The 25,923-nt window shown below is 74.1% G+C and carries 24 protein-coding genes; 8 read left to right on the top strand and 16 right to left on the bottom strand.

The genetic code is table 11. From position 1 onward, the window contains the following. Positions 1-8 precede the first annotated feature (8 nt). Together ABRP24_RS05675 and ABRP24_RS05680 are read left to right on the top strand one after the other, a co-directional pair. Positions 9-431 (top strand): SIP domain-containing protein, encoded by a 423-nt coding sequence (locus tag ABRP24_RS05675; protein ID WP_071244660.1) that lies wholly within the window; start codon positions 9-11, stop codon positions 429-431. A 123-nt stretch (positions 432-554) separates the two neighbouring features. Then, on the top strand, positions 555-1,058 hold the full coding sequence (locus ABRP24_RS05680; RefSeq protein WP_111057144.1) for a Dps family protein: 504 nt from the start codon (positions 555-557) through the stop codon (positions 1,056-1,058). Positions 1,059-1,144: 86 nt separating this feature from the next. Here ABRP24_RS05680 and ABRP24_RS05685 read toward each other — a convergent pair whose 3' ends face one another. The 6 genes from ABRP24_RS05685 to ABRP24_RS05710 all read right to left on the bottom strand — a co-directional run bounded on the left by ABRP24_RS05685 (position 1,145) and on the right by ABRP24_RS05710 (position 7,749). Continuing rightward, positions 1,145-1,807 carry a response regulator transcription factor gene (locus ABRP24_RS05685; protein ID WP_111057143.1) on the bottom strand — a complete coding sequence of 221 codons (663 nt, stop codon included), beginning with the start codon at positions 1,805-1,807 and terminating at the stop codon, positions 1,145-1,147. Continuing rightward, the gene (locus ABRP24_RS05690; RefSeq protein ID WP_349849238.1) at positions 1,804-3,051 is read right to left on the bottom strand and encodes a histidine kinase; all 1,248 of its coding nucleotides are present in this window, start codon (positions 3,049-3,051) and stop codon (positions 1,804-1,806) included. The genes ABRP24_RS05685 and ABRP24_RS05690 overlap by 4 nt, the downstream gene beginning before the upstream one ends. Next, the gene (locus ABRP24_RS05695) at positions 3,048-3,758 is read right to left on the bottom strand and encodes a VTT domain-containing protein (RefSeq protein WP_349849236.1); all 711 of its coding nucleotides are present in this window, start codon (positions 3,756-3,758) and stop codon (positions 3,048-3,050) included. The genes ABRP24_RS05690 and ABRP24_RS05695 overlap by 4 nt, the downstream gene beginning before the upstream one ends. Before the next feature lie 93 nt (positions 3,759-3,851). Then, a complete protein-coding gene (locus ABRP24_RS05700) occupies positions 3,852-4,736 on the bottom strand; it encodes a glycosyltransferase (RefSeq protein WP_349849234.1) in 885 nt (294 codons plus the stop codon). Next, positions 4,733-6,226, bottom strand: a complete 1,494-nt coding sequence (gene rfaE2, locus ABRP24_RS05705) for a D-glycero-beta-D-manno-heptose 1-phosphate adenylyltransferase (RefSeq protein ID WP_110863763.1) — start codon at positions 6,224-6,226, stop codon at positions 4,733-4,735. The genes ABRP24_RS05700 and rfaE2 overlap by 4 nt, the downstream gene beginning before the upstream one ends. Continuing rightward, positions 6,223-7,749, bottom strand: a complete 1,527-nt coding sequence (locus tag ABRP24_RS05710) for an aldehyde dehydrogenase family protein (RefSeq protein WP_349849231.1) — start codon at positions 7,747-7,749, stop codon at positions 6,223-6,225. Before ABRP24_RS05710 ends, rfaE2 begins: the two co-directional genes overlap by 4 nt. A 134-nt stretch (positions 7,750-7,883) precedes the next feature. Here ABRP24_RS05710 and ABRP24_RS05715 point away from each other — a divergent pair, with 134 nt between their 5' ends. Next, complete coding sequence (locus tag ABRP24_RS05715) at positions 7,884-8,972, top strand: glycosyltransferase family 9 protein (protein WP_349849229.1); 1,089 nt, start codon at positions 7,884-7,886, stop codon at positions 8,970-8,972. A 749-nt stretch (positions 8,973-9,721) separates the two neighbouring features. Here the strand turns inward: ABRP24_RS05715 and ABRP24_RS05720 are convergent. The 7 genes from ABRP24_RS05720 to ABRP24_RS05750 all read right to left on the bottom strand — a co-directional run bounded on the left by ABRP24_RS05720 (position 9,722) and on the right by ABRP24_RS05750 (position 16,586). Continuing rightward, positions 9,722-10,426, bottom strand: a complete 705-nt coding sequence (locus ABRP24_RS05720) for an SDR family oxidoreductase (RefSeq protein WP_027465581.1) — start codon at positions 10,424-10,426, stop codon at positions 9,722-9,724. Positions 10,427-10,488: 62 nt separating this feature from the next. Beyond that, on the bottom strand, positions 10,489-11,922 hold the full coding sequence (locus ABRP24_RS05725; protein WP_349849226.1) for a PfkB family carbohydrate kinase: 1,434 nt from the start codon (positions 11,920-11,922) through the stop codon (positions 10,489-10,491). Then, positions 11,919-12,542 carry an SIS domain-containing protein gene (locus tag ABRP24_RS05730; RefSeq protein WP_035808290.1) on the bottom strand — a complete coding sequence of 208 codons (624 nt, stop codon included), beginning with the start codon at positions 12,540-12,542 and terminating at the stop codon, positions 11,919-11,921. The genes ABRP24_RS05725 and ABRP24_RS05730 overlap by 4 nt, the downstream gene beginning before the upstream one ends. After that, positions 12,539-13,867 carry a glycosyltransferase gene (locus tag ABRP24_RS05735; RefSeq protein ID WP_349849224.1) on the bottom strand — a complete coding sequence of 443 codons (1,329 nt, stop codon included), beginning with the start codon at positions 13,865-13,867 and terminating at the stop codon, positions 12,539-12,541. The genes ABRP24_RS05730 and ABRP24_RS05735 overlap by 4 nt, the downstream gene beginning before the upstream one ends. Continuing rightward, positions 13,864-14,865, bottom strand: a complete 1,002-nt coding sequence (locus tag ABRP24_RS05740) for a glycosyltransferase (protein ID WP_349849222.1) — start codon at positions 14,863-14,865, stop codon at positions 13,864-13,866. Before ABRP24_RS05740 ends, ABRP24_RS05735 begins: the two co-directional genes overlap by 4 nt. An 87-nt stretch (positions 14,866-14,952) precedes the next feature. After that, positions 14,953-16,032: a glycosyltransferase family 9 protein gene (locus tag ABRP24_RS05745; protein ID WP_214522106.1), complete on the bottom strand. Its 1,080-nt coding sequence runs from the start codon at positions 16,030-16,032 to the stop codon at positions 14,953-14,955. Continuing rightward, positions 16,029-16,586 carry an HAD-IIIA family hydrolase gene (locus ABRP24_RS05750; protein ID WP_176708818.1) on the bottom strand — a complete coding sequence of 186 codons (558 nt, stop codon included), beginning with the start codon at positions 16,584-16,586 and terminating at the stop codon, positions 16,029-16,031. Before ABRP24_RS05750 ends, ABRP24_RS05745 begins: the two co-directional genes overlap by 4 nt. 100 nt (positions 16,587-16,686) lie before the next feature. Here ABRP24_RS05750 and ABRP24_RS05755 point away from each other — a divergent pair, with 100 nt between their 5' ends. The 3 genes from ABRP24_RS05755 (at position 16,687) to ABRP24_RS05765 (ending at position 19,219) form a co-directional block, all read left to right on the top strand. Continuing rightward, complete coding sequence (locus ABRP24_RS05755; protein WP_176708819.1) at positions 16,687-17,670, top strand: glycosyltransferase family 9 protein; 984 nt, start codon at positions 16,687-16,689, stop codon at positions 17,668-17,670. A gap of 50 nt (positions 17,671-17,720) precedes the next feature. Next, positions 17,721-18,077, top strand: a complete 357-nt coding sequence (locus tag ABRP24_RS05760) for a PRC-barrel domain-containing protein (protein WP_027465587.1) — start codon at positions 17,721-17,723, stop codon at positions 18,075-18,077. A gap of 185 nt (positions 18,078-18,262) precedes the next feature. After that, positions 18,263-19,219 carry an SGNH/GDSL hydrolase family protein gene (locus ABRP24_RS05765; RefSeq protein WP_301582933.1) on the top strand — a complete coding sequence of 319 codons (957 nt, stop codon included), beginning with the start codon at positions 18,263-18,265 and terminating at the stop codon, positions 19,217-19,219. On the opposite strand, the gene ABRP24_RS05770 is transcribed toward ABRP24_RS05765, so the two are convergent. After that, the gene (locus ABRP24_RS05770) at positions 19,176-20,045 is read right to left on the bottom strand and encodes a universal stress protein (RefSeq protein WP_349849218.1); all 870 of its coding nucleotides are present in this window, start codon (positions 20,043-20,045) and stop codon (positions 19,176-19,178) included. The two genes, ABRP24_RS05765 and ABRP24_RS05770, sit on opposite strands and share 44 nt — an antisense overlap. Positions 20,046-20,221: 176 nt before the next feature. Between ABRP24_RS05770 and ABRP24_RS05775 the strand changes: the two genes are divergently transcribed. Both ABRP24_RS05775 and ABRP24_RS05780 read left to right on the top strand, forming a co-directional pair. Then, positions 20,222-20,701, top strand: coding sequence for an NUDIX domain-containing protein (locus ABRP24_RS05775; RefSeq protein WP_259410811.1), 480 nt, complete (start codon positions 20,222-20,224; stop codon positions 20,699-20,701). A 208-nt stretch (positions 20,702-20,909) separates the two neighbouring features. After that, positions 20,910-22,997, top strand: a complete 2,088-nt coding sequence (locus tag ABRP24_RS05780; RefSeq protein WP_349849216.1) for a carboxypeptidase regulatory-like domain-containing protein — start codon at positions 20,910-20,912, stop codon at positions 22,995-22,997. Positions 22,998-23,580: 583 nt separating this feature from the next. Here the strand turns inward: ABRP24_RS05780 and ABRP24_RS05785 are convergent. Together ABRP24_RS05785 and ABRP24_RS05790 are read right to left on the bottom strand one after the other, a co-directional pair. After that, positions 23,581-24,942: an MFS transporter gene (locus ABRP24_RS05785; protein WP_349849214.1), complete on the bottom strand. Its 1,362-nt coding sequence runs from the start codon at positions 24,940-24,942 to the stop codon at positions 23,581-23,583. Positions 24,943-25,171: 229 nt separating this feature from the next. Beyond that, on the bottom strand, positions 25,172-25,822 hold the full coding sequence (locus tag ABRP24_RS05790; protein WP_349849212.1) for a hypothetical protein: 651 nt from the start codon (positions 25,820-25,822) through the stop codon (positions 25,172-25,174). Positions 25,823-25,923 lie beyond the last annotated feature (101 nt).

Below are 25,923 nucleotides of genomic sequence, written 5' to 3' on the forward strand. Positions count from 1 at the left end.
GTTGCCACATGGCACGGACCCGGCGACAGCCCAGCGAACGCATCCTCATCGCGGGCGGTGCCGAAGACCTCGTCGAGATCCACCGCCAGCTCGAAGAACTCCCCGAGAACGCGTACGGGCAGGTCTTCGTCGAGGTCGCCCTCGACGAGCAGATCCGCATCCTGCCGGCTCCGCCGCGCGTCACCGTGACCTGGCTGGTCCGGAGCGCCCGCAGCTCGGCCGTCGCCCCGCTGGTCTTCGCAGACCACGGCGAAGCCCTCGCACACGCCCTGACCGGCTGGGCCGCCGAGTGGTGCGTGACGGGCTGCGAGCCCCGCACCTCGGTCTGGATCGGGTGCGCGGACAGCCCGTGGATCGAGCGCGCACGGTCCATGGTGCAGCTCGAACTCACCGACGCCGGCCAGCAGGTCCAGGTCGAGTACGGCGGGTAAGGGCAGCCTGCTCTTCCTTGCGGCATGCAAGAGAGGCGGGCATGGTTGTGACCATCGGCAGCACCGCGCCGGTCCGGACAGGGCCAGGCACGCGGGTGTAGCCACGACGGAGGAGGAAACGACATGACCACGCAGAGCAGCACCACCACCACCAGCACCACGTCCCCGTTCTCGACCACGCCGGAGCTCGCAGCCGGGGTCGCGCAGTTCCTCGCCCCCGTCGTCATCGACCTCGAGGCGCTCGTCGTCAACGGCAAGCAGGCCCACTGGCACGTCCGTGGCCGCAACTTCGTCGGCGTGCACGAGCTCCTCGACGAGATCGTCGAGCACGCGCAGGACTACGCGGACAAGGCTGCGGAGCGCATCGTCGCCCTCGGCCTGCCGGTCGACTCGCGCATCGCGACCGTCGCCGCGAACACCACCCTGCCGCCGCTGTCGCAGGGCTTCCAGAACTCGGACGTCACCATCACCGAGGTGATCGCCCAGATCGACGCCGCGCTGCTGCAGGTCCGCCGTGCGGTCGACGGCCTCGACGAGGTCGACCTCAACAGCCAGGACGTCGCGATCGAGATCGAGCGCGCGCTGACCAAGGACCGCTGGTTCCTGCAGGCGCACCTCGCCGCCTGAGTCGCGACCACACCTCTGACAGGAGGCCCGGTGCCAGCTGGCACCGGGCCTCCTGTCCGTCTGCGGTCACGTCTCGGGCCCGCACCTCACGCGGACGGCGTGACCAGCCCGCTCTCGTAGGCCAGCACGACGGCGTGCACCCGGTCCCGCAGCTGCAGCTTCGCCAGGACCCGGCCGACGTGGGTCTTCACGGTCTGCTCCGCGATGAACAGCTCCGCCGCGATCTCACCGTTCGACCGCCCCCGCGCCATCAGCAGGAACACGTCGCGCTCCCGGTCGGTCAGCACGTCGAGCACCTCGGTCCGCGGGGCCGTCGGCTGCGGACCGGCGACGAAGGCCTCGACGAGGTGCCGGGTCACCCTCGGTGCGAGCAGGGAGTCGCCGGCTGCGACGGTCCGCACGGCCTGCACGAGCTCCTCGGCGCTCGCGTCCTTGAGCAGGAACCCACTCGCCCCGGCACGGAGCGCGTCGAACACGTAGTCGTCGATGTCGAACGTCGTGAGCATCACCACGCGGACGGGCGACTCCGCGGGCGCCGCGGTGATCCGCCGGGTCGCCTCGATCCCGTCGAGCTCCGGCATCCGGACGTCCATCAGGATCACGTCCGGCCGGAGCCGGATCGCCATCACGACCGCCTCGGCCCCGTTCGCGGCCTCGCCGACGACCTCGACGTCGTCCTGGGCCTGGAGGATCGCCCGCAGTCCGACACGGAACATCTGCTGGTCGTCGACCACCATCACCCGCGTCATCGGCTCGCCCCGTCGGCCGTCGGCTGCGACGTGGTCGCGGTGGGCCGGGTGGGCAGACTGACGGCGACGCGGAAGCCGCCGTCCGGGTCCGGTCCGTGGTCGATCGTGCCGCGGAGCGCGGCGACGCGCTCGCGCATCCCCGCCAGGCCGAAGCCGCCGTCGTCCGGCGGCGCACCGGGCACGCTGCCGACCGGTGGCGCGGTGTTGGCGACCTCGACCGTGAGGGCCGGCCCGTGCCTCCCGACCGTCACCACGGTGGTCGCACCGGGCGCGTGCCGGGCCACGTTGCCGAGCGCCTCCTGCACGACCCGGTACACGGTGAGCTGTGCGAGCCGGTCGACGTCGTCGAGGTCTGGGTCGAGCCCCTCGTCGAGTCGGAGCTCGACGGGGATGCCGGCCGCGCGGGTGGCCTGCACGAGCGCGTGCAGGTCGGCGAGCCGCGGCTGCGGCGCACGCTCGGCGTCGGCGTCGCCACGCAGGGTGCCGAGCAGCTGCCGCATCTCCCGCAGGGCCGTGCGCGAGGTCTCGGCGATCGCGGCGAACTCGGTTCGGGCCTCCGGCGGCAGGTCCGCGACGCGGTACGGGGCGGACTCGGCCTGCATGTGCACGACGGACATGCTGTGGGCGACGACGTCGTGGAGCTCACGGGCGATCCGGGAGCGCTCCTCGACCGTCCGGCGTCGGGCCTGCTCGAGCTCGGTGTCGCGGCGGGCGGCGGCGAGCTCCTCGCGCACGGTCCGGCGCTGCCCGATGACCACCGCAGCGGCCGCCACGACGAGGGTGTCGCCGGCACTCACCACGAAGCTCGTCGCCCAGACGTCGACCTGCCCCCACCGGTCGGGCGTCACGCCGATGAGCAGCAGGGTGAGCAGCGTCGCCGCGACCCAGACCACCGCGGTGAGCCGCCAGGTGGTGCGGACGCCCAGCACGACGAGCAGCACGCTCAGGCCGATGATGCTCGTGACCGAGACCGGCCAGGGCCCGACGGTGCCGGGTGCCGTCAGGATGCCGAGGCCGGCGAGGGCGACGAGGTGCGCGACCGACGCCGTGCGGGGGACGAGCGGTGCGAGCCCGATGCTCGCCGACAGCACGGCGGTCGCGAGCAGCGCGAGCGGCACGGGGACGCCGTAGAACACCGCGGTCACGGGTGCGGCGACGGCGAACAGGGACACCACGACGACGACGAAGCCGATCTGCACGGCAGGCCGGACCCAGGTGGGTCGGGGCTTCGGGACGACGGTCACGGGCGGGCGGTCTCTCCGGTTCGGACGAGGCAGGGCTCGGTGGCGGTGGCGGTGGCGGGTGTGGCAGCGGCGGCGGCAGCGGCAGCGGCGGCAGCGGCGGCCTCGCGGGCTTCGCGCCTGCGGCTGATGGTACCGAGCACCCGGTCGACCGCGATCCCGAGCCCGGCGGCGACCACCATCGACACCAGGGCCGCCACGATCGGTTCGTGCAGCACGCTCGACGCGGCAAGGGCGATGCCGATCGACACCGCCGACCACGCCACACCCGCGATCGCGCTGATCGCGAGGAACCGGCGGTAGGGCAGGCCGGTCGCGCCGGCGGTCATGTTGACCGCGACCCGGCCGACCGGGATGAAGCGCCCGGTCAGGATGAGGCTGGCGGAGCGGCGCTGCATCTGCCGCTCGGCGAACGCGAAGGCCGCTGCGATCCGTGGTCGCTTCGACCGGGCCAGCCGGGCGAACCCGATCCGGCGCCCGATCCAGTACGCGATCGAGTCGCCGGCGATCGCTCCGAGGGCGGCGGCGGCGAGCACCACGGCGAGCACGGGCTGTCCGGACGTCGCGGCGACGGCGGCGATCGCGACCAGGGCGGACTCGCTCGGCACCGGCGGGAAGAAGCCGTCCACCAGGCACAGGGCGAAGAGGACGACGTAGACGAGCGGACTCGCGGCCAGCTCGACGACGAGCGGGGTGATCTGGTCGAACACGGGGTGCTCCCTCCCGCCGACGGAACTCGTCGACGAGGACGACGCTACGGAACCGGCGCGCGCTGGCCATCCCGCGGTGGTCTCGACCACCCCCTACCGCGGTATGACGTTCCCGTCCGCGAAGACCACGTCGGGCGCGTCCACCCGGCGGTCGACGACGGTGGTCGGGGCCTCCAGGTGCACGGCACCCGAGGGCATGATGCCCGCACCGCCGAACCGTTCCATCACCCGCCACTGCGCGACGACGTCCTCGCCGGCGTGCTCGGGCGGCAGGATGTCCCAGAACCGGAAGCCCCCGACCTCCTCGAGCGCACGACGGTCGTACAGCGCGCAGGCGCCGACCCACGCGACGCGGTAGGGCACCCACTCACCGGGGTGCAGGTCGAGGTCGGCGGCGACGTGCGTCGGGTTCGCCGCGTTGTGCAGCGACCAGCGGTCGAAGCCGGGGGTCCCGCGGCGCACCACCTCGGGCACGACCGGGCCGTCCCACCGCTCGAACACCGAGGTCTCGTGCGGGCGTCGGTCCTGCAGGTACGACAGGCCCTGCACGGCGCTGCCGACGAACCCGCAGCCCAGGGTGCGGAGCGCGTCGAGCATCCGCGCGATCGACCCCGGTTCGAGCCAGACGTCGTCGTCGAGGAACAGCACCGCGGCGGCCTCTGCGTGGTCGAGCAGGAACTGCCGGTGCTCTGCCAGGCCACGCCGTTCCGGGTGGGTGAGGAGCGTGACGGGCCGGCCCTGCGCCTCCAGGACGCGGAGCATCGCGGCGACCGCCGGCGCGCTGGCGGCGTCTCCGTCCGCGGACTGGTCGCTGAGGACGACGCGCAGGTCGACGTCGGTCTGGGCGGCGAGGCCGGCGAGCGTCGTGGCGAGCTCGGCCGGCCTGCCGACGGTCGGGATGAGCACGTCGACGTCGACCGTGCTCGTGTCCGCTGGATCGGGGGCCTTCGCCCAGGACCCGGACCAGCGGGCGGTCACGGTGCCGGGTCCGGTTCGGGCCGCGCAGCGGCTTCGCGGATCCGGCGCACGACGGCGCTGGTGGAGTGCTCGGGCACGTAGTCGACCATGACGACCTCGCCGCCGTAGCCGCGCACGACCTCGGTCTCGGTCAGCATCTCGGGGGAGTAGTCCCCGCCCTTGACGTAGACCTCGGGGCGCAGCCGCTCGATGAGCGGGATGGGGGTGTCCGTCGCGAACACCGTGACCAGGTCGACGCAGGCCAGCGCGGCGAGCACGCCGGCGCGGTCCTCGGCCGGGTTGATCGGCCGCTCCGGGCCCTTCAGCCGGCGCACCGAGTCGTCGTCGTTCAGTGCGACGACGAGCAGGTCGCCCAGGTCACGGGCCTGGCGCAGGTAGGTGGTGTGCCCGCGGTGCACCACGTCGAAGCAGCCGTTCGTGAAGACGACGCGTCGGCCGGCCTGCCGTGCGGCCTCGACCGCGGTGGCGAGCTCGTCGTGGTCGACGACGGTCGCCGCCGGCGCGGTCACCGAGTCGAGCAGGGCGGCGGCGGTGCAGACGGACGTGCCGGCCTCGCGGACGACGACGTCGGCAGCGGCCTGGGCGACCGCGACGGCGTCGCGCAGGGGTGCCTGCACGGCGAGGGCGACGGTCGCGGCGGCGCAGAAGGTGTCACCGGCGCCGGAGGCCTGCTGCTCCGAGGCTGGCGTCGCACGCGTGCGGAACCCCTGGTCGGAGCCGGGCTCGAGCAGCACGGTGCCGTCGCGGTCGAGCGTGACCACCGCGGCACGGGCGCCGCTGCGGGCGAGCACGTCGGCACGGGCTGCGACGACGGTGCCGACGCGGTCGGCACCGGTGCCGAGCTCCGTGCCGAGCAGTGCGGCGGTCTCACCGGCGTTCGGCGTGACGAGGTCGGGGTGCAGCGCGGCCCAGCGGGTCAGGTCGTGCGCGTCGACGACGACGGCGCCGGGGCGGTCACGGTCGAGCATCGGCACGACGTCCTCGGCGCGGACGCCCAGGCCGTAGTCGCACACGACGGCGGCGTCGGCGCACCGGATGGCACGGGCCACCGAGCGGGCGAGGCGTTCGCCGTGTTCTGCGGTCGGGGTCGCGGCCAGCTCGTCGACCCGGACCACGACGCGGTCACCGCCGACCACGCGCGACTTCGTCGTGGTGCGGGCGCCGGGGATCTCGACCAGGAACGACGTGTCGACGCCGGCTGCCTCGAGCCGCTGGCGCAGGACGTCACCGGCCTCGTCGTCACCGATGAGCCCCACCATGCGGACCCGGGCGCCCAGGGCACGGGCGTTCACGGCCGTGTTCGCCGCGCCGCCCGGCACCGCGATGGTCTCGGTGACGCGGACGACGGGGGCCGGGGCCTCGCGGGAGACCCGCTCGGCCTCGCCGACGGTCCAGCGGTCGAGGATGCAGTCGCCGATGACGACGACGAGGGGCTCGCGGTCGTCGATCGTGGCGACGAGGTCACGGACCAGCCGGACGTCGGCGGTCATCGGGTGCCTCCCACGGTGTCGGCGCTGCCGGCGGTGGCGCCGGCAGCGGCTGCGGGGCCGGTGGCGCCTGCTGCGGCGCCGGTGCTGCCGGTGGCTGCGGTGCTGCCGGCTGCTTCCTTCGACGGCTCGACGGTACGGCGCGGCGGTGCGGCCTCGAGGTGCACCACGGTCGTGGTCGTCATCTCGTCGAGCAGGTGCGGGCCGTACCCGAACCCGGCGCCCGAGGCACCGCGGGGCTGGGCGCTGCCGCCCGGAGCGCCACCGAACACGGCGTTCACCTTGACGGTGCCGACGGGCAGCTCGGCCGCGGCGCGGAGCGCGTGTGCGGTGTCGTTCGTGAGCACCGTGGCTGCGAGGCCGTAGCGGTCGGCCGCGGCGAGCCGGAGGCCCTCCGCGAAGTCCGACACCACGCGCACCGGGGCGATCGGGCCGAAGGTCTCCTCGGTCAGCACGAGCATGTCGTCCGCGCAGTCGGTCAGGACGGTCGCCGGGTAGAACGACCCGAGCCCGCCGGGCGTGACGCCGCCGGTCCGGGCGACCGCGCCGCGGGCGATCGCGTCGTCGACGTGGTGCTGCACGAGCCCGCGCAGCCGGTCGTCCACGAGCGGCCCGAACTCGGCTGCGGGTGCGGCCGTGCGGCGCTCCGCCTCGGCGACCAGCGCGGCGACGAAGGGCTCGGCGACGTCCTGGTGCACGTACACCCGCTCGACGCTGGTGCAGATCTGGCCGGTGTTCGCGAAGGCGCCGAGGGCGACCTGTGCGGCAGCCCACTCCGGGTCGACGTCGGCGTCGACGACGACGGGGTCGTTGCCGCCGTTCTCGCGGATGACGTGGGCGCGGGTGGTCGCGGCCACCTCGCTCAGGCGGTCACCGGTCGCGGTCGACCCGACGTGCGCGTAGACGTCGATGCCCTCCTGCGCCAGGAGCTGCTCGCCGGTGGTCGCGTCGCCGTCGACACCGATGAGCACACCGTCCGGCAGGACCTGGGCGAGCAGCGCGTTGAGCCGGGCGAAGGTCGCGGGGCACCGTTCGCTGCCCTTGTGCACCACCGTGTTGCCCGTGACGATCGCTGCTCCGAGGATCCCGCAGGCCACGGCGACCGGGTCGTTCCACGGCGTCAGGGCGAGCACCACGCCGCGCGGGTGCGGCACCGACCAGTCGGCGGCACCGAACTGCCCGCGCAGGGCCTCACCCCGGTGCACCGGCCCGAGCTCGGCGTACTGCACGAGCGTGCCGATGCCGGCCTCGACCCCACCGAGGGCGTCACCGGGCACCTTGCCGGTCTCGCGCGTGTTCAGGTCCGCCAGCTCCTGCGCGTGCGCACGGAGGTGCTCGGCCGCGGCGTGCAGCAGTGCACCGCGCTCGGCCGGCGCGGTCCGGGCCCAGGCACCGGCAGCGGCACGGGCACGGGCGACGGCGTTGCGGACGTCGTCCTCGGTCGAGCGGCGCACGGTGGACGCGATCGATCCGTTCACGGGGTCGGTCACCACGAGGTCGTCGGCGGCGGGGGGTGCGATCGTCATGGGGTCCTTCCGGAGGCGGGCGGGGCCTCACACGGTGCTCGTGCTCCGCTGTGTGCGGTCACGGCATCGCGCTTCTCGTCCATCCGGGGGCGCTGCTGGGCGTCCGGACGGGTCCGACCGGTAGACGTGGAGCTGTGCAACAGATCGGTGTGGGCGGAGAACGGTTCGACGGTGTCGGCGAGATCGCGGTGCTCCGCGGTGGGGGACTGGGCGACCTGATGTTCGCCCTCCCGGCGGTCGAGGCCCTGGCCGCCGCGTACCCCGGAGCCCGGATCACGTTGCTCGGGGCACCGTCGGCGCGGCCGGTGCTCGAGGGTCGCACCGACGCCGTCCACGCCTTCGAGGAGCTCCCCGTCGTCCCCGGCGTCCGGGACTCCGGCGAGGGCGCACCGACCGAGCAGGACTTCTTCGACCGGCTGCACGGGCGCTTCGACCTCGCGGTGCAGGTGCACGGCGGTGGCCGCAACTCGAACCCGTTCCTGCTCCGGCTCGGCGCCCGTCACACCGTGGGCACCGCCACCGAGGACGCCGAGGTCCTGGAACGCTGGGTCCGCTACGTCTACTACCAGCACGAGGTCGTCCGGGCGCTCGAGGTGGCCTCGCTCGCCGGCGCCGAACCGGTCACCCTCGATCCGCGCCTGCACGTCCCCGAGGCCGCGCGGGCCGGGGTCCGGCAGCGCCTCGGCGTCCGGGGACGACTCGTCGCGATCCACCCCGGCGCCACCGACCCGCGTCGCCGCTGGAGCCCCTCGCGCTTCGCCGAGGTCGCCCGTGCCCGGCTCGCCGCCGGGGACGACGTGGTGCTCGTGGGTGACGACTCGGACGTGCCGGCGTCGACCGCCATCGTCGCGTCGCTGCCGCCCGAGCTGCGGGGACGCGTGCACGACCTCACCGGGTCGCTGCCGCTGCGTGAACTGCCCGACGTCCTGGCCGCCGCCGACGTCATGGTCGGCGACGACTCCGGCCCACGGCACCTCGCCGTCGCCGTGGGCACCCCGACCGTCGGCGTGTTCTGGTTCGGCAACGTGATCAACGCCGGGCCGTTCGACCGCGGTCGGCACCGCGTGCACCTGTCCTTCGTGACGCAGTGCCCGGTGTGCGGCGCGGACGTGACCCAGGTCGGCTGGACCGCCGAGCGGTGTGAGCACGACCCGTCCTACGTGGACCAGGTCGAGCCGGAGGCCGTCCTCGCCGACGTCGAGGACCTGCTCCGCACCGTCTGACGCTGCGCGCGGTGCCACGAGCGCCCGGTGCGAGGTTCCACATTCCGTGGGACGCTCCGGCCCTCGCACGGGGTGCGGAAGCGCGCACCGAGCGGTGGACGGATCGTCGGACGGCCGGGAGGCGCGGTGCGAGCCCGGCACGCGCCTCCAGTCCGCGCCTTGGCGCGTCACGAGCGCCCGGTGCGAGGTTCCACATTCCGTGGGACGCCCCGGGCCTCGCACGGAGTGCGGAAGCGCGCACCGAGCGGTGGACGGATCGTCGGACGGCCCGGAGGCGCGGTGCCAGCCCGGCATGCGCCTCCAGTCCGCGCCGTGTGGCGTCACGAGCGCCCGGTGCGAGGTTCCACACTCCGTGGGACGCTCCGGCCCTCGCACGGGGTGCGGAAGCTCGCACCGAGCGGTGGACGCGACCGTCGGACGGCCGGGAGGCGCGGTGCGAGCCCGGCACGCGCCTCCAGTCCGCGCCTTGGCGCGTCACGAGCGCCCGGTGCGAGGTTCCACTTTCCGTGGGACGCCCCGGGCCTCGCACGGAGTGCGGAAGCTCGCACCAAGCGGCGGACGCGCGCGACTGACGGCCCGGAGGCGCCGTGGCGCGTCACGATCGCCCGGTGCGAGGTTCCACACTCCGTGGGACGCTCCGGCCCTCGCACGGGGTGCGGAAGCGCGCACCAGTGCCCGGCACATGCACGGACACACGGGAGGCGCGGTGCCAGCCGGCACCGCGCCTCCCGTCCGTCAGCGGCGAGCGGCTACGGCCAGCTCGGCTCCGTCGCCGGCATGATCGACAGCTCGCGGATCTCGCAGCCGGCCGGCTGCGACAGCGCGAAGATGATCGAGTTCGCGACGTACTCCGGCTCGATGAGCTGCGCGTCCGGGCCCGGCTTGTACTGCTCGGTCCGGTCGGCGAAGAAGTTCGTGCGCATCCCGGCGGGGATGATGTTCGTCACGCCGATGCGGCCGGCGGTCTCGGCGGCCAGCGCCTGCGAGAACCCGCGGACACCGAACTTCGACGCCGAGTACGCGGTGCCGTCGCCGACGCCGCGCAGGGCGAGCGACGAGGAGATGGTGACGACGCGGCCGTGCGTGGCCTCGAGGGCGGGCAGGGCGGCGCGCACGGTCGAGGCGGTGCCGATCAGGTTGACGCCGACGATCTGCTCCCACTTGCCGGACGAGATCGCGTCGATCGGGGCGGGGGTGTCGATGCCCGCGGCGGTGACGACGGCGTCGAGGCCACCGTGCCGCTCGGCGGCGTCGCGGACCGCCTGCTCGACGGCGTCGGTGTCCGAGACGTCCACGGCGACGGCGTCGACGCCCTCGGGGACGGCGTCGATCCGCAGGTCGAGGACGATCGGGGTGCCGCCGGCCTCGGTGACGGCGGCCACGACGGCGGCTCCGAGGCCGGAGGCGCCGCCGGTGACGAGGACGCGGCCGATGGGGGTGGTGGGGACGGGCATGGATGTCCTTTGCGTAGTGGTGCGGGAAGTGGTCGAGCTGGTGTGGAAGGGCGAGCGGACGCTCAGCCGACGCGTTCGATCGCGGCGGCGAGCCGGGTGGTCGAGCGGCCCGGGTGGAACGGCACGGTGACGACGCGGCCACCCCACTCGGCGAGGGTCGCCGTCTCGGGCAGTTCGCTCGCGGTGTAGTCGCCGCCCTTCGCCCAGACGTCCGGGCGGAAGCGGCGCAGGGCCTCGTCGGGGGTGGACTCGTCGAACACCACGACGGCGTCGACGCAGTCGAGTGCCAGGAGCAGCTCGACCCGGTCGTCCTGGGTCATGATCGGCCGGTCCGGGCCCTTCAGTGCGCGGACCGACGAGTCCGAGTTGAGGCACACGACCAGGCAGTCGCCGAGTGCACGGGCGGCCGACAGGGTGCGGGCGTGCCCGGCGTGCAGCAGGTCGAAGCAGCCTCCGGTCGCGACGACGGTGCCGCCGGCACTCCGGACGTCGTGCACCAGGCGCATGGCGTCCCGGTCGGCTCCGGGCACGGCGAGCGGCGCGGGGCCGTCGTCGGCGAAGAGCGCGGTGACGCCACCGGCGGCCAGGTACTCGGACGCGGCGACCACGCCGGCGGAGACGGCCTCGGGGACGTCCGCGCCGGACGCCAGTGCGACGGCGACGCCCGCGGCGAGCCGATCGCCTGCACCGCAGGGGTCCCCGGCGCTGACGGACGGAGCCGGCACGAAGCGGCTGTCGCCCTGGGCGTCGGCGAGCAGCGCACCGCGGTCACCCATCGTCACGGCGACGGCGCCGGCCTGCCACTGCTCGACGAGCCGGGCGGCGGCGACGGTCGCGAAGGGCACACCGTGTCCCTCGACGTCGGTGAAGCGTCGCGCCTCGGCAGCGTTCGGCGTGGCGACGGTGGTGCCGGGGACGGGGGCGGTGCCCTTGGGGTGCGGGTCCCAGACCACCGGCAGGCGCTCGGCCGCCCGGGTGAGGGCGTCACGGAGTGCCGGGGCAGCGGCGACCCCGCGGCCGTAGTCGGCGACGACGATCGCGTCGACCCCGTCGAGAGCGGCGGTCATCGCGTCGGTGGCCTCGGGCACGGGCGGGGTCGCACAGCCCTCGTCGATCCGGACGAGGGCGTGGTCGACGACGCGCACGCGGGTCTTCACGGGGGTGGGGACTCCGGACGGCCCGGCGACGATCGTGACGTCGGGCAGCAGGTCACGGATCTCCTGGGCACGGCCGTCGTCGCTCAGGACGGTCACCAGGGTGACGTCGTGGCCGTCGCGGGCGAGCATCGTCGCGACGAGTCCGGCGCCACCGGCACGGCGGTCGTCGGTGGCGACGTCCACCACGGGGACGGGGGCGTCCGGGCTCAGCCGCTCGCTCGTGCCCGACACGTCGACGTCGAGCAGGGTGTCCCCGACGACGGCGATGCGGAAGCGCGGTCCGGCGGAACGGCCACCGGCGGCGCCGGAACGCGGTGCGACGGCAGCGGGGCCGCTCATCGACGGCCCCCGCGACGCAGCGTCGGCTCCATCGCCTTGCAGAGCGCGTGCACCAGGACGAGCTGCGCCTCCTGGACGTTGGCGGACGGCCCCTCGATGCAGATCGCGTCGTCGACCAGGTCGGCGAGCGGGTTCGGTCCGGACCCGGTCAGCGCGAGGGAGCGGGCACCCACGGCACGTGCGGCCTCGGCGGCCCGGAGCAGGTTCGGGCTCTTGCCGCTCGTCGACAGCAGCACGAGGACGTCACCGGCACGGGCGTGCGCCGACACCTGCCGCGCGAACACCTGGTCGTAGCCGTAGTCGTTCCCGATGGCGGTCACGGCCGAGGTCTCGGCGTGCAGCGAGATGGCCGAGTACGCCGGTCGGTCGCCCTCGAAACGGCCGGTGAGCTCGGACGTCAGGTGCTGCGCCTCGGCAGCCGAGCCGCCGTTGCCCGCGGCGAGCAGCCGACGTCCGGCGACGAGCCGCCCGGCGATGTCGTCCGCCCACTCGGCGATGTGGTCCCGGTGGTCGACGAGGGAGGCGATCACGGGGACCGACGCCGCGACGTGGTCGACGACGACGCGGGCGCTGTCGGTGACGGCGCGGTCCTCGAGCCCGGTCTGCTGGTCGATGGTCATCGTGCGGTCCTCTCCGTCGACTGCGCGGCGCGGGTGACCCGGCCGGCGTGGGTGGTGCGCGAGCGGCCGGCGGCGGGCCCGGTGGTGCTGGCGGACGAGGTCGCGCCGGCGAGCAGGCGCTCGTAGACGCGTTCGCTGTCGGCGGCGACCTTCTGCCAGGTGTAGCGGGACTCGGCACGCTGTCGACCGGCACGGCCGTACGCCTCGCGGCGCTCCGGGTCGTCGAGCAGTGCGCCGACGGCCTCGGCGACCGCGGTCTCGTCGCGCGGCGGCACGTGCAGGCCGGTGGCGTCCTCGACGACGGTGTCGATGAGCCCGCCGACGCTCGACGCGACCAGCGGGCGGCCGCAGGCCATCGCCTCGAGCGGCACGATGCCGAACGGCTCGTACCAGGGGGCGCAGACGACGACGTCGGCGCTGCGGTAGACGGCGGGCATATCGTGCTGCCCGAGCTGCCCGCGGAAGGTCACGTGCTCGCGCACGCCGAGTGACCGGGCGAGGGTGTCGAGGCGCTGGTACTCGGGGTCGTCCACCAGGTCGGCACCGGCGACACCGGCACCGCCCACGACGACGAGCTCGACGTCACGGCCCTGTTCGACCAGCGCGGCGAGAGCGGCGATCGTCGTCCCGACGCCCTTCCGCTGCACGAGTCGTGAGGCGGTGAGTACCCGGAGCGGACGGTCGCGCCCTTCGACGGGCCCGTCCGGACGGAAGAGCGAGACGTCGACCCCGCACGGCACGACGGAGATGCGGTGCAGCGGGACGCCGAGGGCCTTGAGCTCGAACGCCTCGTCCGAGCACGTGGCGACGACCTGGTCGACGCTCCGGCCGACGGCGGGTTCGACCCACTCGCGCTCGGCCGGGCTGGTGTCCGCGGCACCCTGGTGCCGGCGCTTCACGACACCCAGGGCGTGGAAGGTCTGCACCACCGGGATCCGCACCCCACCGGTCCGGGCCTGCACCTGCGTCACTGCGTCGAGGGCGGCGTGGCCGGACATCCAGAAGTGCGCGTGCACCACGTCGGGACGGTCGAGGAACCACTCGGCGGCGAGCACCGACGCGAACGTCCCCATGAACGGGAACAGCTCGTCCTTCGGCACGGCACGCGCCGGACCGGCGTCGACGTGCACGACGTCCACACCGGGGCGCAGGGGCACACGGACGGGTTGCGACGCGTCGTCGCGCCGCGTGTAGACGGTCACGTGGTGGCCGCGGTCGGCCAGCGCACCGGACAGTTCGGCGACGTGGACGTTCTGCCCACCGGCGTCGACCCCGCCGAGCACGGCGAGCGGACTCGCGTGCTCGGACACCATGGCGATCTTCATCGCAGGCTCCCTTCGAGCGCGGCTCCCGCCGCACGGTTCCGTCGCACACCGCGCGCGACGGCGTCGTCGAGCAGGTCGTCCCAGTCGGCCAGGAACCGACCGAGCGCGTGCCGTGCGAGCACGGCCTCCCGCGCCACGAGTCCCCGTCGACGCGCTTCGTCCGGGTCCTCCAGCAGCAGCCTGGAGGCCCGCACCAGCTCCTCGACGTCGGTCGCGATCGCCCCGGCCTCACCCGGGACCGTGCGGGCCGCGTCCGTCGTCGCGAGCACCAGGACCGGCATGGCCATGTGCATCGACTCGATGAGCGACAGGCCGAGCGAGGTCCAGCGGTTCGGGTGCACGTAGGCCCGCCGTTCGGCCAGCGCCGCGTGCATGGGGTCGGCCTGCACGTCGCCCTGCGCGACCACGCGGTCGCCGAAGCCGAGCTCCGGCAGCCGTTCGGTGCCGATGCCCCAGACGTCGACCGGGGTGACCTCGGCGAAGCGGGGGAGCAGGTCGGTGCCGACGACACGGTTGCGCCGGACGGGTTCGTTGATGACGACGCCGAGGCGCTCGAGCGCACCGGTGTACAGCGGGCCGGGGTCGACGACGCCGTGCTCGACGACGGTGGTCCGGGTGGTGCCGCAGTCCCACATCAGGGCGTTCCAGTGCGTCACGTGCGCGATCGTCAGGTCGTCGCGGTCGCGCATCGGGTGCAGGCTGTTCGGCACGTCGACCCGGGGGGCGTTGTGCTCCACGAAGACGATCGGTACGTCACGGCCACCGAGCAGACGACGGGCTTCGTCGAGCTCCTCGGTGCGCTGCAGGACGACCACGTCGACCTCGGCCTCGGCGACGTCGGCCGGGTCGATCTCGATCGCGGAGTCCGGCCAGTCGCGCCCACCGCGGCCGAGTCCCCAGGCGTCGCGCGCCGGGGTGGTCGGGATGAGGTACTCGTGGGGGCCGCGGACGAAGGCGTCCATCCAGCCGCCGTGCACGTGCCACACGAGGATCCGCATGCAGGGCCTTCCGGTCGGTGTCGATGGGCTCGCTCCCCGCCGCTGCCGGAGCAGCAGGAGAAGGAGCAGGAGAAGCAGTGGCGCACGCTACGCAGCGCCTTCTGGGCCGCCCCGCAGACTTCTCGGATCAGTCCGCGAAACGCGGTCGAGGAGCCGTTCGTGGGCCTCCAGGACGTCCGCGATGCGCACTCCGGACAGGCACGGGTGGCCGGGGACCGGGCACTCGCGAGCGCGGCTGAGACGGCACGGTGCGGCCTGGTCGCCGAGCAGTTCGACGAGCGGGGCGTACGGCGCCCACTTCACGGCGGGGACGACGGGCGAGAACAGGCTCACGATGGGCGCTCCGACGGCCGCGGCGAGGTGGGCCGGACCGGTGTTCCCGACGACGACGACCTCGGCGCCGGCGAGGACGGCCGCGAGTTCGGCGGGGCTGGTGCGGCCGCCGAGGTCGATGCCGGTGTCGCCCGCCACGGCGGCGGTCAGTGCGCGTTCGCCGGGGGAGCCGGTGACGACGACGGGGACGCCGCGCTCGGCGTAGGCGGCGACGAGCGCACGGTGGTGGGACTCCGGCCACGACCGTGCCGGGACGCTGGCTCCGGGGTGGACGACCACGTAGCGGTCGAGGCCGGCCACGGGCGGGGGCAGGACGGCGTCGTGACGCACCGCGAGCCTCCCGTCGTCGTCCGGCGGCAGCCGGAACCCGGCCGCCTCGGCGATCCGCAGCGCGCGCTCGGGCTCGGGGAGGTCCTCGGGCAGGTCCTCGCCGGGGCGCAGCCGTACGTCGAGCAGTGACCCGGGGTGGTCGACCGAGGCCCCGGAGACCCGGGGGACCCCGGCCAGGCGCAGGAGCAGCGCGAGGGGCAGGGGCGACTGGTGGAAGGACGTCAGGACGACGGCCTCGTCGGGCTGTTCCTCGGCGACCAGCGCGCGGAACTCGGCGAGCAGGTCGTCGTCGATCGGGCGTGCGGTCTCGGTGACCCACGGTGCCGCCCACACCCGCACCCGGTCGATGCCGGGCAGCAGGTCGGCGGCCGGCGCCCCCTGCGGTCCGCACAGCATCGTCACGTGCGCGGCACCGGCGGCGACCGCGCGGACCGCGGGCCCGGCGACCAGGACGTCGCCGAAGGAGTCGAGTCGGGCGACGAGGACGCGCCGACCGGCGCTCACGCCCGGTCCGCCACGCTGCCGACGTGCTCGAGCACCAGGGTGACGGCCTCGTCCAGGCCCGCGGCGACGGTGTCGGCCTCGTCGACCTCCTGACGGCGGGTGCGCGGGGTGGGCACGAGGATCCCCTGCGCGCCGGCGTTCCGGGCGGCCTGCACGTCGGCACCGATGTCACCGACGACGACGATCGACTCCGGCGGGATGCCGAGCCGCTCGGCGGCGTCGAGGACCATCCCGGGCCGGGGCTTCCGGCACGCGCAGTCGTCGCCGGCGTCGTGTGGGCAGACGCACCACACGTCGAACGGGCCGACGAGCTCGTCGACCCGGGCGTTGGTCGCGTCGACCTGTTCGCGCGTGGCCATGCCCTTCGCGATCACCGACTGGTTCGTGACGACACCGAGCTGCAACCCGGCGGCGCGCGCCCGTTCGACGGCGCGGCGCGCACCGGGGACGGGGACGACCAGGTGCGGGTCGGCGTTGTACGGGACGTCCACCACGAGGGTGTCGTCGCGGTCGAGGAGCAGGCCGCGGATGACGCGGTCCGGTGCGAGGGCCATGCTCCGTGACTACCGGTCGCCGGCCGGGCACCGCCCCAGGAAGAGCCGCGGAGCGCGGTCCCGGCAGGACCGTCAGCGTGTCGGGTCTACCGTCGCGGCGGTGACCGCCCTCGAGAACCTGCCCGACCCCGACGGACGCCCGGAACTGCTCGTCCTCCGTGCCATCAAGCTCGGCGACCTGCTCGTCGCCGTCCCCGCGCTGCACGCGCTCCGCCGCGCGTTCCCCGACCACCGCATCACCCTGGCCACCACGGCGTGGCTGGCGCCGGTCGTCGAACTCGTGCCGGCGGTGGACGTCCACCTGGCCCAGCACGGTCTCGACCACCCGATCGCGGTGCCGCACGGTGCCGTCGACATCGCCGTCAACCTGCACGGCGCCGGCCCGGAGTCCTCGGACCTCGTCGCCGCACTCGCCCCGCGCCGGGTCATCGGGCACGCCGACCCGACCCACGACTACGAGGGCCCGGAGTGGCCGGACGACGTGCACGAGCGCGACCGTTGGGCGGACCTGCTCACGTGGCACGGCATCCCCGCGGACGCGACCGAGGTGCACATCGACCGCCCCGCCGAGCCGCCGGTGGTCGCCGACGCGGCCGTCGTGCACGTGGGTGCCTTCCACGGTGCACGGCACTGGCCGACGGACCGCTTCGCCGACGTGGTGCGCGGGCTCCGGGCGCGCGGTGCCGACGTGGTCCTGACAGGAGGCTCGGACGACGTCGTGCGCGCCCGTGCCGTCGCCGACGCGGCCGGCCTGGCGCCGGAGGCGGTCCTGGCCGGCACCCTGGACCTGCAGGCCTTCGCCGCGGTGATCGCCGCGGCGCGACTGGTCGTCACGGTCGACACGGGCGCTGCGCACCTGGCGTCCGCGTACGGGGTGCCCTCGGTCGTGCTGTTCGGCCCGGCACCGCCCGAGGCGTGGGGCCCGCCGTCGACCGGCCCGCACATCGTGCTCACCGACGCCTCGGTCCGTCGCGGCGACGTCTTCGCCGAGGACCCGGACCCGGCGATCCTGGCCGTGACCGCGGACGACGTGCTGGCCGCGGTGGACCGGCTCCGGGTGACCGCTCAGGCGGCCGGGCGGTAGCGTCGACCGAGAGCCACCCGGACCTGCCGGACGCTCGGAGGGAGTCCTTCGTGTTCGAAGCCGCGAACATCCGTGACTGGATCGGTCTGCCGGTCGTCGACGAGGCCGACGACAAGGTCGGCACGCTCGAGAGCATCTACTACGACACCGCCACGTCCGAGCCGGCGTTCGGCGCCCTGACCACCGGCATGGTCGGGTTCCAGAAGCTCGTCTTCGTCCCGCTGTTCGGCGCCACCGTCGCCCCGAAGCACCTGCGTGTGACGTTCCCGAAGAAGCTCGTCAAGGACGCCCCGTCGATCTCGACCGACGGCGAGCTCGACGCCGCGACCGAGCCCGAGCTGTTCCAGCACTACGGGCTGGAGTACCGCACCGGCAGCGGTGGCGAACGCCGACTCGGACGCCGCTGAGCCCGTCCCGCCCCATCCACCGACCCCACCCGACCGACCGATCCGCCGCACCCGCCCGGAGGCCGCAACTGCTCCGCACCGCCCGTACGACGCTGCTCGCCGCCCTGGCGGCGGTCGCCGTCGTCGGGCTGGTGGTGGCCGGGGTCGCGGCGCCGGGGCCGGTGGAACGGGCGTCGGCAGCGCCGATGTGGCCCGTTCCCCAGCCCTACCCGGTACCGGACGACCCGACCGAGCCGCTCGCCGACCTCCCGCCCGGCAGCGAGTACGTCGCCCTCGGTGACTCGTACTCCGCCGGCTACGGCCTCGGCGACCGGACCCGGCTGCCCACGAGCGCGTGCGTGCAGTCGGCCCGTGACTACCCGCACCGGCTCGCGGCGCGGTTCGGCCTCGACCTGACCGACGTCACGTGTGCGGGCGCCACCAGCGAGGACGTCACGACCGGACACCAGTTCACGGGCGTCCCCCCGCAGATCGAGTCGCTGTCCTCGCGCACCCGGCTCGTGACCCTGACCATCGGCGGCAACGACGCGGACCTGTTCGGCACGGCCGCGTCGTGCCTGGCGATCTCGGCCGACGGCCCGGTGTTCTCCGGACGCGACGCGCCGTCGTGCAAGAGCACGCTCGTGCAGGACGGTGAGGACCAGCTCAGCGTGAAGATCCGGTCGCGGGTCGCGCTCGGGATCGCCGACACCCTCGCAGCGGTGCAACGGGCCGCGCCGAACGCCGTCGTCGTGTTCCTCGGGTACCCGGCGATCTTCCCGGACGCCGAGCACACCCCCGCGAAGGGCTGCTTCCGCTCGGCGCTCGACCTCGGCACGCTCGCGGGGTCGTTCCCCTCGGACACCTTCCCGTTCACCGACGACGACGTGGCGTACCTGCACGGTGTGCAGGAGGAGCTCGACGCCGTGTCCGCATCCGCCGCCGACGCCGCCGGGGTGCGGTTTGTCGACGTCCTCGAACGCACCGAGGCCCACTCGGCCTGCGCCCCGCGGGACGAGCGCTACGTCGCCGGTGTCAGCCTGACCGGCTCGACCGACCTGCGACGCATCGACCTGCGGGCCGGCGCCCTGCACCCGAACGGCCGCGGTGTCGCGTACCTCACCGATCAGATGGCCGACGCGATCCGGGAACTCGCCGGCTGACCCGTCCGGACCCCGCGCTGTCCGTGTGGGCCGCCGGTGGGACGACGCAGACCGGTGCCGCCGTCTCACGGACGACGTCGTGCAGGAGCGCGCCGGACAGCACCCGCACGTGGCCCCGTCCGAGCACCACGAGCGACGCCCGCCGTGTGCGCGATGCGATGGCGTGCCCCGGGTGTCCCTCGACGAGCAGCGGCCGGATCCGCACCGCCGGGAACCGCGCGGTCAGGTCCTCGGTGACCCGCTGCAGCAGTTCGGCGTTCCGGGCGCGCCACCGCAGGGGGTCCTCGGCGAAGTCGGTGAGCCCGGTCCGGGTCAGCACGGGCATCTCCCACGCCCGGAGCAGCGTCAGTCGTCGGTGCAGCCGGACGGCCTCGGCCACGGCGATCGAGACGGCTCGTTCGTCGATGGGTTCCTCGACCGCCAGCACCACGTCGCCGTCGATCGGGTGCGGGCCCTCGGGGACGATCACGGTCGGTACGGCCGCGCGGACCGCGACCCGCGCCGGGTCACCGCCGGCGGTCGAACCCCGTCGGCTCCGGAAGGTCCCGATCACCAGCAGGTCACCGCCGTCGGACTCCTCGACCAGGGCGCTGGCGAACGGCCCCGCGTGCCGGTGCACCTCGACAGTGGCTCCGGGCAGGGCGGCTCGAGCTGCCTCGGCCAGGCGGTCGGCGACCGGTTCGGGGCCCTCGATCGCCGGGTCGGCACCGATGATCCGGATCCGCTCGATCCCGCTGTCCGCGCGAGCGGCGATCCACCGCAGCGCCTCGTCGTGCGGCATGGCGGCGTCCGCGGCCAGCGTCACCGTCGTCCATCGTTCGTCCATCCCGATCGGCCTCCTCCATCGCAGGTCCTCCGGGGGCGTCACACGGCGCTCCGTATGCCACACGGTACTCCCGGCGCGCACGTGGGGAACCGGCGGTGGAACCGGGCACGTCGGATGGTGCGCGGCGCGTGTGCGGTGATCCGGGCCTCCCGGCCGGGTCTGCGTAGTCTCGGGGCGTGGTCGTGAGCGCCGGACTGTTGCTGCACCGGACCGGTCCGTCCGGGCCCGAGGTCTTCCTCGCGCACATGGGCGGACCGTTCTGGCGGAACCGGCCGCGTGCCTGGTCGATCCCGAAGGGGCTGGTCGAAGCGGGCGAGGAGCCGCTCGGCACCGCACTGCGCGAGTTCGCCGAGGAGATCGGCGTGCCCGCACCGGTGAGCGCCGCGGACCTGACCGACCTGGGGGAGTTCCGGCAGGCGTCGGGCAAGCGTGTGCGGGTCTTCGCGGCACGGGCGTCGGGGTTCTCGGTCGACACCGTACGGAGCAACACCGTGCGGCTCGAGCTGCCGCGCGGGTCGGGGCGGTTCGTGGAGGTGCCCGAGGTGGACGACGCCCGGTGGGTCGGCCTCGACGAGGCGCGAGAGCTGGTGGTGGCCGGGCAGGTCGCAGCGCTCGACGCCCTGGTCGCGCTCGGTTGGGGTGCTGGCGGTTCCTGACGCGCCGCTCGTGTCGGTCGAGCGGTCACGAACTGTCGTCCGGCGGGCCTCCAGGCGACACTTCTCGGCCGCTCGGCGATCGGCGTGCGGCAGGTCGTGACCACTCGGCGGGACCTTCTTGCTCGTGTTGTGCCCCGGACACGAGCCACGCCCGCTGGATAGTCTGAGGGGGTGTCGGGTTCTCCGGCGCCACACTAGGGGAGTACGCATGCGGCGCTGGCGCGCGATCACGGCTGGACTGACGGCCCTCGCACTCGGAGCAGGACTCTCGATCGGCGGCGCGACCAGTGCGTCGGCGGAGCCGGTCGGCAACTGGGGGACCTTCACCCTCAGCGGAGCGAGCCGGGCCTACACCGGCACGATGACGCTCGCCGGGTTCCCCGAGACGACCTTCACGTCGGACTCCCGGCAGTCGACCGTCGTCAGCGGGGCATCGACCTGGCAGTCGGCGTCGACCCCGTCGGGCGCGGTCTACGGCACGAGCCGCGGCCAGACATACATGAACCAGCGGCCGAACGTCGACTCGCCCACGTCCGGCGCATCGACGACCACCTACACGTTCGCCGAGCCGACACCGGGCGCCCAGAGCTGGTCGTTCGTGCTCGGCGACGTCGACGCCGATCGTGCGACCATCTCGGCCACCGTCTCCGGGGGCGGCGCCGCGACCGCGGAGCAGCTCGGCTACGTGAGCTCCTACAACTCGTGCTCGGCCGCCATCGCCGGAGGACCGTCGTGCACCGCCGACCCCGACGGCACGACCGGGCGGGACCTGCCCTCCTGGGACCCCGCCACCCGGACCCTGACGGGCAACACCGGCGCGGTCGACACCGCCGGCGCCACGGCGTGGTTCACGCCGACCGTCTCGCTCACCAGCCTGACGATCACGTACCAGCAGCGCAGCGGTTTCCCGGTGTACCAGACCTGGTTCGCCAACCGCACCGCCGCGATCACCGGCACGGCGACCCTCGACGGAGCGCCGATCCCCGGGGCGATCGTCCGCGTCACCGCTCCGCGCGGCACCGTGTACACGACGACGACCAACGCCGACGGCACCTACGCGTTCCCGCAGCTGCCGGTCATCGCGAACTACCGCGTCGAGATCACTCCGCCGGACGGTGCCGAGGGCCCTGACCAGCCCACGAGGGTCTCCCTCGCGCAGACCGGCTCGCCGGGCGGCGTGGACCAGCAGGCCGACTTCGCGTTCACGTCGCCGGAGGACACCGTGTCGGTCATCGGTACCGTGGTCGACGAGGACGGCCGACCGGTCTCGAACCTCGAGGTCGTCATCACCGACCCGGACTCCGGGGACGTCCTCGTCGACACGACGACGAACAGCGACGGCGTCTACACCGGCTCGGACCTGCCGGCGGACACCGACCTCGACGTGTCCGTCGCCGACGAGCCGCCCGTGACCATCACCACCGGCGACGACGACGCGGCACCGGCAGTCCCCGACGAGGTCGAAGCCCCGGCCGCCGTCGTCGCGACGGTCGCCGGTGTGGTCTCGCTCGACGGTTCACCCGTGCCCGCTGGAGCGGTGGTCGAACTCGTCGACGGCACGGGCGCCGTGGTCGCATCGACGGAGACCGACGCTGACGGTCGGTACGTCTTCGCCACCGCGGCGGGCACGTACACCGTTCGGACCGAACGACCCGAGCCAGGGGCGACCGGGGCGACGTCGAACACCGGTGTGCCGGCCGTCGCTGGCGAGCGTGCTTCGTCCGACCTGCCGTTCGCCTCCGCAGCCCCCGCCGCCGAGGTCACCACCGACCAGCCCGGCACGGTCGTCGACACGAACGGCGAACCCGTTCCCGACGTCGAGGTCGTCGCGACTCCGACGGACCCGCAGTCCGGCAATCCCGTGTCGGTCGTCACGGACGACGACGGTGCGTTCGACCTGACCGGACTGGAGCCCACGACGGAGTACGCCGTCTCGGTCGACGTCGAGGGGGCAGAGACGGCGACCGTCGTCACGCCGGAGTCGGGGGCTGCGACGCCGCTGGCGTTCGTGGTGCGGGCTGCGGCGGCTCCGGCTCCCGCACCGTCGCCGTCGCCGTCGCCGTCGCCGAGCGGTGCTCCTTCGGCGACTCCGACCGACCCCGCCGCCGGCTCGGGCTCCGGCTCCGCGCCGGTCTCGGGCCAGGGCGATGCGGGGGACGGGGGACCGCTCGCCTACACGGGAGCGGACCTCGGCCCGGGACTCATCGCCGCCGGGGTGCTCGTGCTGCTCGGTGCGGCGCTACTGACCTACCGCGCGGTGCGCAACCGCCGCCGCACGGACCACCTGCAGGACTGACCGAGCGGCGGGCGCAGGACACGCCGCCCGGGATCGCCGAGGGGTCGCAAACCGTCGCCCACCGACCCCGCAGACGACAGTTCGTGCGACCTCTACGCCTCACCAACGGCATGTCGTGACCACTCGAGGGCCGGGCACCGCGCGCGTCCCCCCGCGGGCGCACACCACGCCGCCCGAATCCGCCGGGGGGTCACGAACCGTCGCCCGCCGACCCGTCAGACGACAGTTCAAGCACCCCGGACGCCCCGCCAACGGCATGTCGTGACCACTCGAGGACCGGGCACCGCGCGCGTCCGCCGCAGCCGCACAACACGGCGCCGCGGGTACACCGAGGGGTCACGAACCGTCGCCCGCCGACCCGTGAGACGACAGTTCAAGCGCCCCCGACGCCCCGGCAACGGCATGTCGTGACCACTCGAGGCCCGGGCACCGCGCGCGTCCGCCGAAGCCGCACAACACGCCGCCCGGGGACGCCGAGGGGTCGCAAACCGTCGCCCACCGACCCCGCAGACGACAGTTCGAGCACCCTCGACGCCTCGCCAACGGCATGTCGTGACCAGTCGACGCGCCGACCGCGCCGCCCCTAGCGCGTCCGCGGCCGCCGCACCGAACCCGTTGCGACACCGATCGACCCCGTGGCCGTCTGGATCGCCCGCCCGACGACCGGCACCGACGTGGTGACGACCGCGAGCGACGACGTGATGGCCTCGATGGACGACGTCGACAGGTGCTCCTGCGTGTGGGTGTGCACCGGGAACCCACGGCGCGCCAGCACGACGACCCCGAGTGCACCGACCAGGACCGCGGCACCGGCGAACGGCAGGTACTGCAGCCCGACGATCCCGAGGGCCTGCCCGCCGAACGCCGCACCACCGGCGATGCCGATGTTCGACGCGCCGTTGACCAGCGCGCCGGCGATGTCGGGGGAGACGCCTCCGGCACGGATCGCCGCGGCCATGAAGAGCGTGCCGGTCGTGCCGTTCGCGGCCATCCAGACCCCGGCGACGACCATCGTCCCCATCAGGGAGCCGTGCACGAACGGCATCGTCGCGAAGGCCACGACCATCACGGCGACCGAGGCGATCAGCGTCTGCCGGGGCGCACGGTCGACGAACATGCCGGCGAGCCAGAGCCCGACGACACCGGTGCCACCGAGCACGAGCAGCGCCCCACTCACCATGCCGGCGTCGAGCCCCGCGTCGATCGCGTACGGCCCGATGTACGTGTAGACGACGTAGTGCCCGCCGAACAGCAGCATGTCGGCGATCACGACGGACAGCAGTCCGGTGCGTGCCCAGGCCTTCGGCGAACCGATGTGCGGCGACGAGGCACCGCGGACGGCGGGCAGGAACAGCAGGGCGACGACCGCGAGTGCCGCTGCGGCGACACCGACGGAGAACACGGCCTGGCGCCAGCCGATGTGCTGCGCGACCCAGGTCGCGACGGGCACACCGAGCACGAACCCGAGCGAGCTGCCCGAGTACACGAACGCGATCGCCCGCCCGGCCAGCCGCGGCGGGACGATCCGGGTGGCGTACGCCGAGGCGACCGAGAAGAACAGTGCGTGCGCGATGCCGCCGACGACGCGTCCGGCGCAGACGACGGCGAACGACGGTGCGAGCGCGACCATCAGGTTCGACACGGTGTAGCCGACGAGCGTGGCGACGAGCACGGTCTTGCGGGGCAGCTTCGCGGTGAACGCGGTGAGCGGCAGCGCGAGGAGCGCGACGGCCGCGGCGTACACGGTGATGACGATGCCCATGGTGGCCTCGGTCACGCCGAGGTCGGCGCTCATCGTGCCGAGCAGCCCGACGGGCATGAGCTCGGTGGTGATGGCGAAGAACGTGGCCAGTCCGAGCACGGCGATGCCGACGATCGACTGGCTGGTGACGGTGATCGGCCGCGTGTGGGTCGACACGGCCGAGGTGGTGGTGTTGGTGGACACGTTGCTGACCTCCTCCGAGGCACGGTGGAGCGCGCGACGATGCCGATCGTTCTGACGGCGGTGACCGGGAGGGTCTGCGGGGCGCGCTCGCTGGCGGATGTGGATGATGTGGGTACGACTCCACGACGAGTGCGCTCATCCAGTGTTGCACGATGGAACGACTCTCGCGAGGGCATCCAGCAAATACATCGGAGCGCTCCAACGAAACACTCAGCTCCGGGTCGCTCGCTCAGTACTCGTTCGTCACCCGGCCCTGGACCCCACCGCCGCGCAGCTCGATGGTCAACGTGCCGCTCCTGGACTGCGCCGACATCGACACCGATCCGTGCAGCGCCGCCTGCCGCGGGAAGCACGCCGTCGACGACTCGATGCGGTCCGCCGTCGCCACCAGGCAGATCGTCGACCGGTCCGTCCCGATGCCGGCCCAGACGTTCCAGGGTGTCTCCGCGGTCCCGCCGTCGAGCGCCCGGTTCGTGAAGACCAGTCGCGTCGTGTGGAGACTCACCGGCGCAGCGACCGGCCCCGGCAACTGGTCGGCGTACGTCTGCGGGACGTCGAGCAGCTGCTCGAGCGTGATCGTCCCCGCCGTCGGCGTGACGCTCGGCGCTGCGGCGACGTCCGGTCGCGCGGTCCCGACGAGCGTCCCGGCGGCGAACGCGACGCCCACCGCCGCAGCCGCGCCGCCCGCGATCCAGGCGCGTGGCCGCTCCGTCCACAACCACCGCCGCCACCGGGTCCGTCCGGTCGGCTCGGCCTGGAGGCCCGGCTCGTCCCCACCGCCGCGCCTCGCGTCGTCGACGCGGTCGCTCCCACCGCCGTCGGTCGCCTCCGACACGTCGGGCCCAGCAGAGGCCGCCGCCGCGCCGGTGGGCAAGGACACGACCGCCGCGTCAGCGGGCGAGGACGCGGGTACCGGCACGGGCACGGGCCCTGGACCCGATCGCGTCGCGGACGGGACGGACGTGCGGACCGGATCCGGGC

Source organism: Curtobacterium sp. WHRI 8282 (assembly GCF_040223925.2).
GTDB lineage: Bacteria > Actinomycetota > Actinomycetes > Actinomycetales > Microbacteriaceae > Curtobacterium > Curtobacterium flaccumfaciens.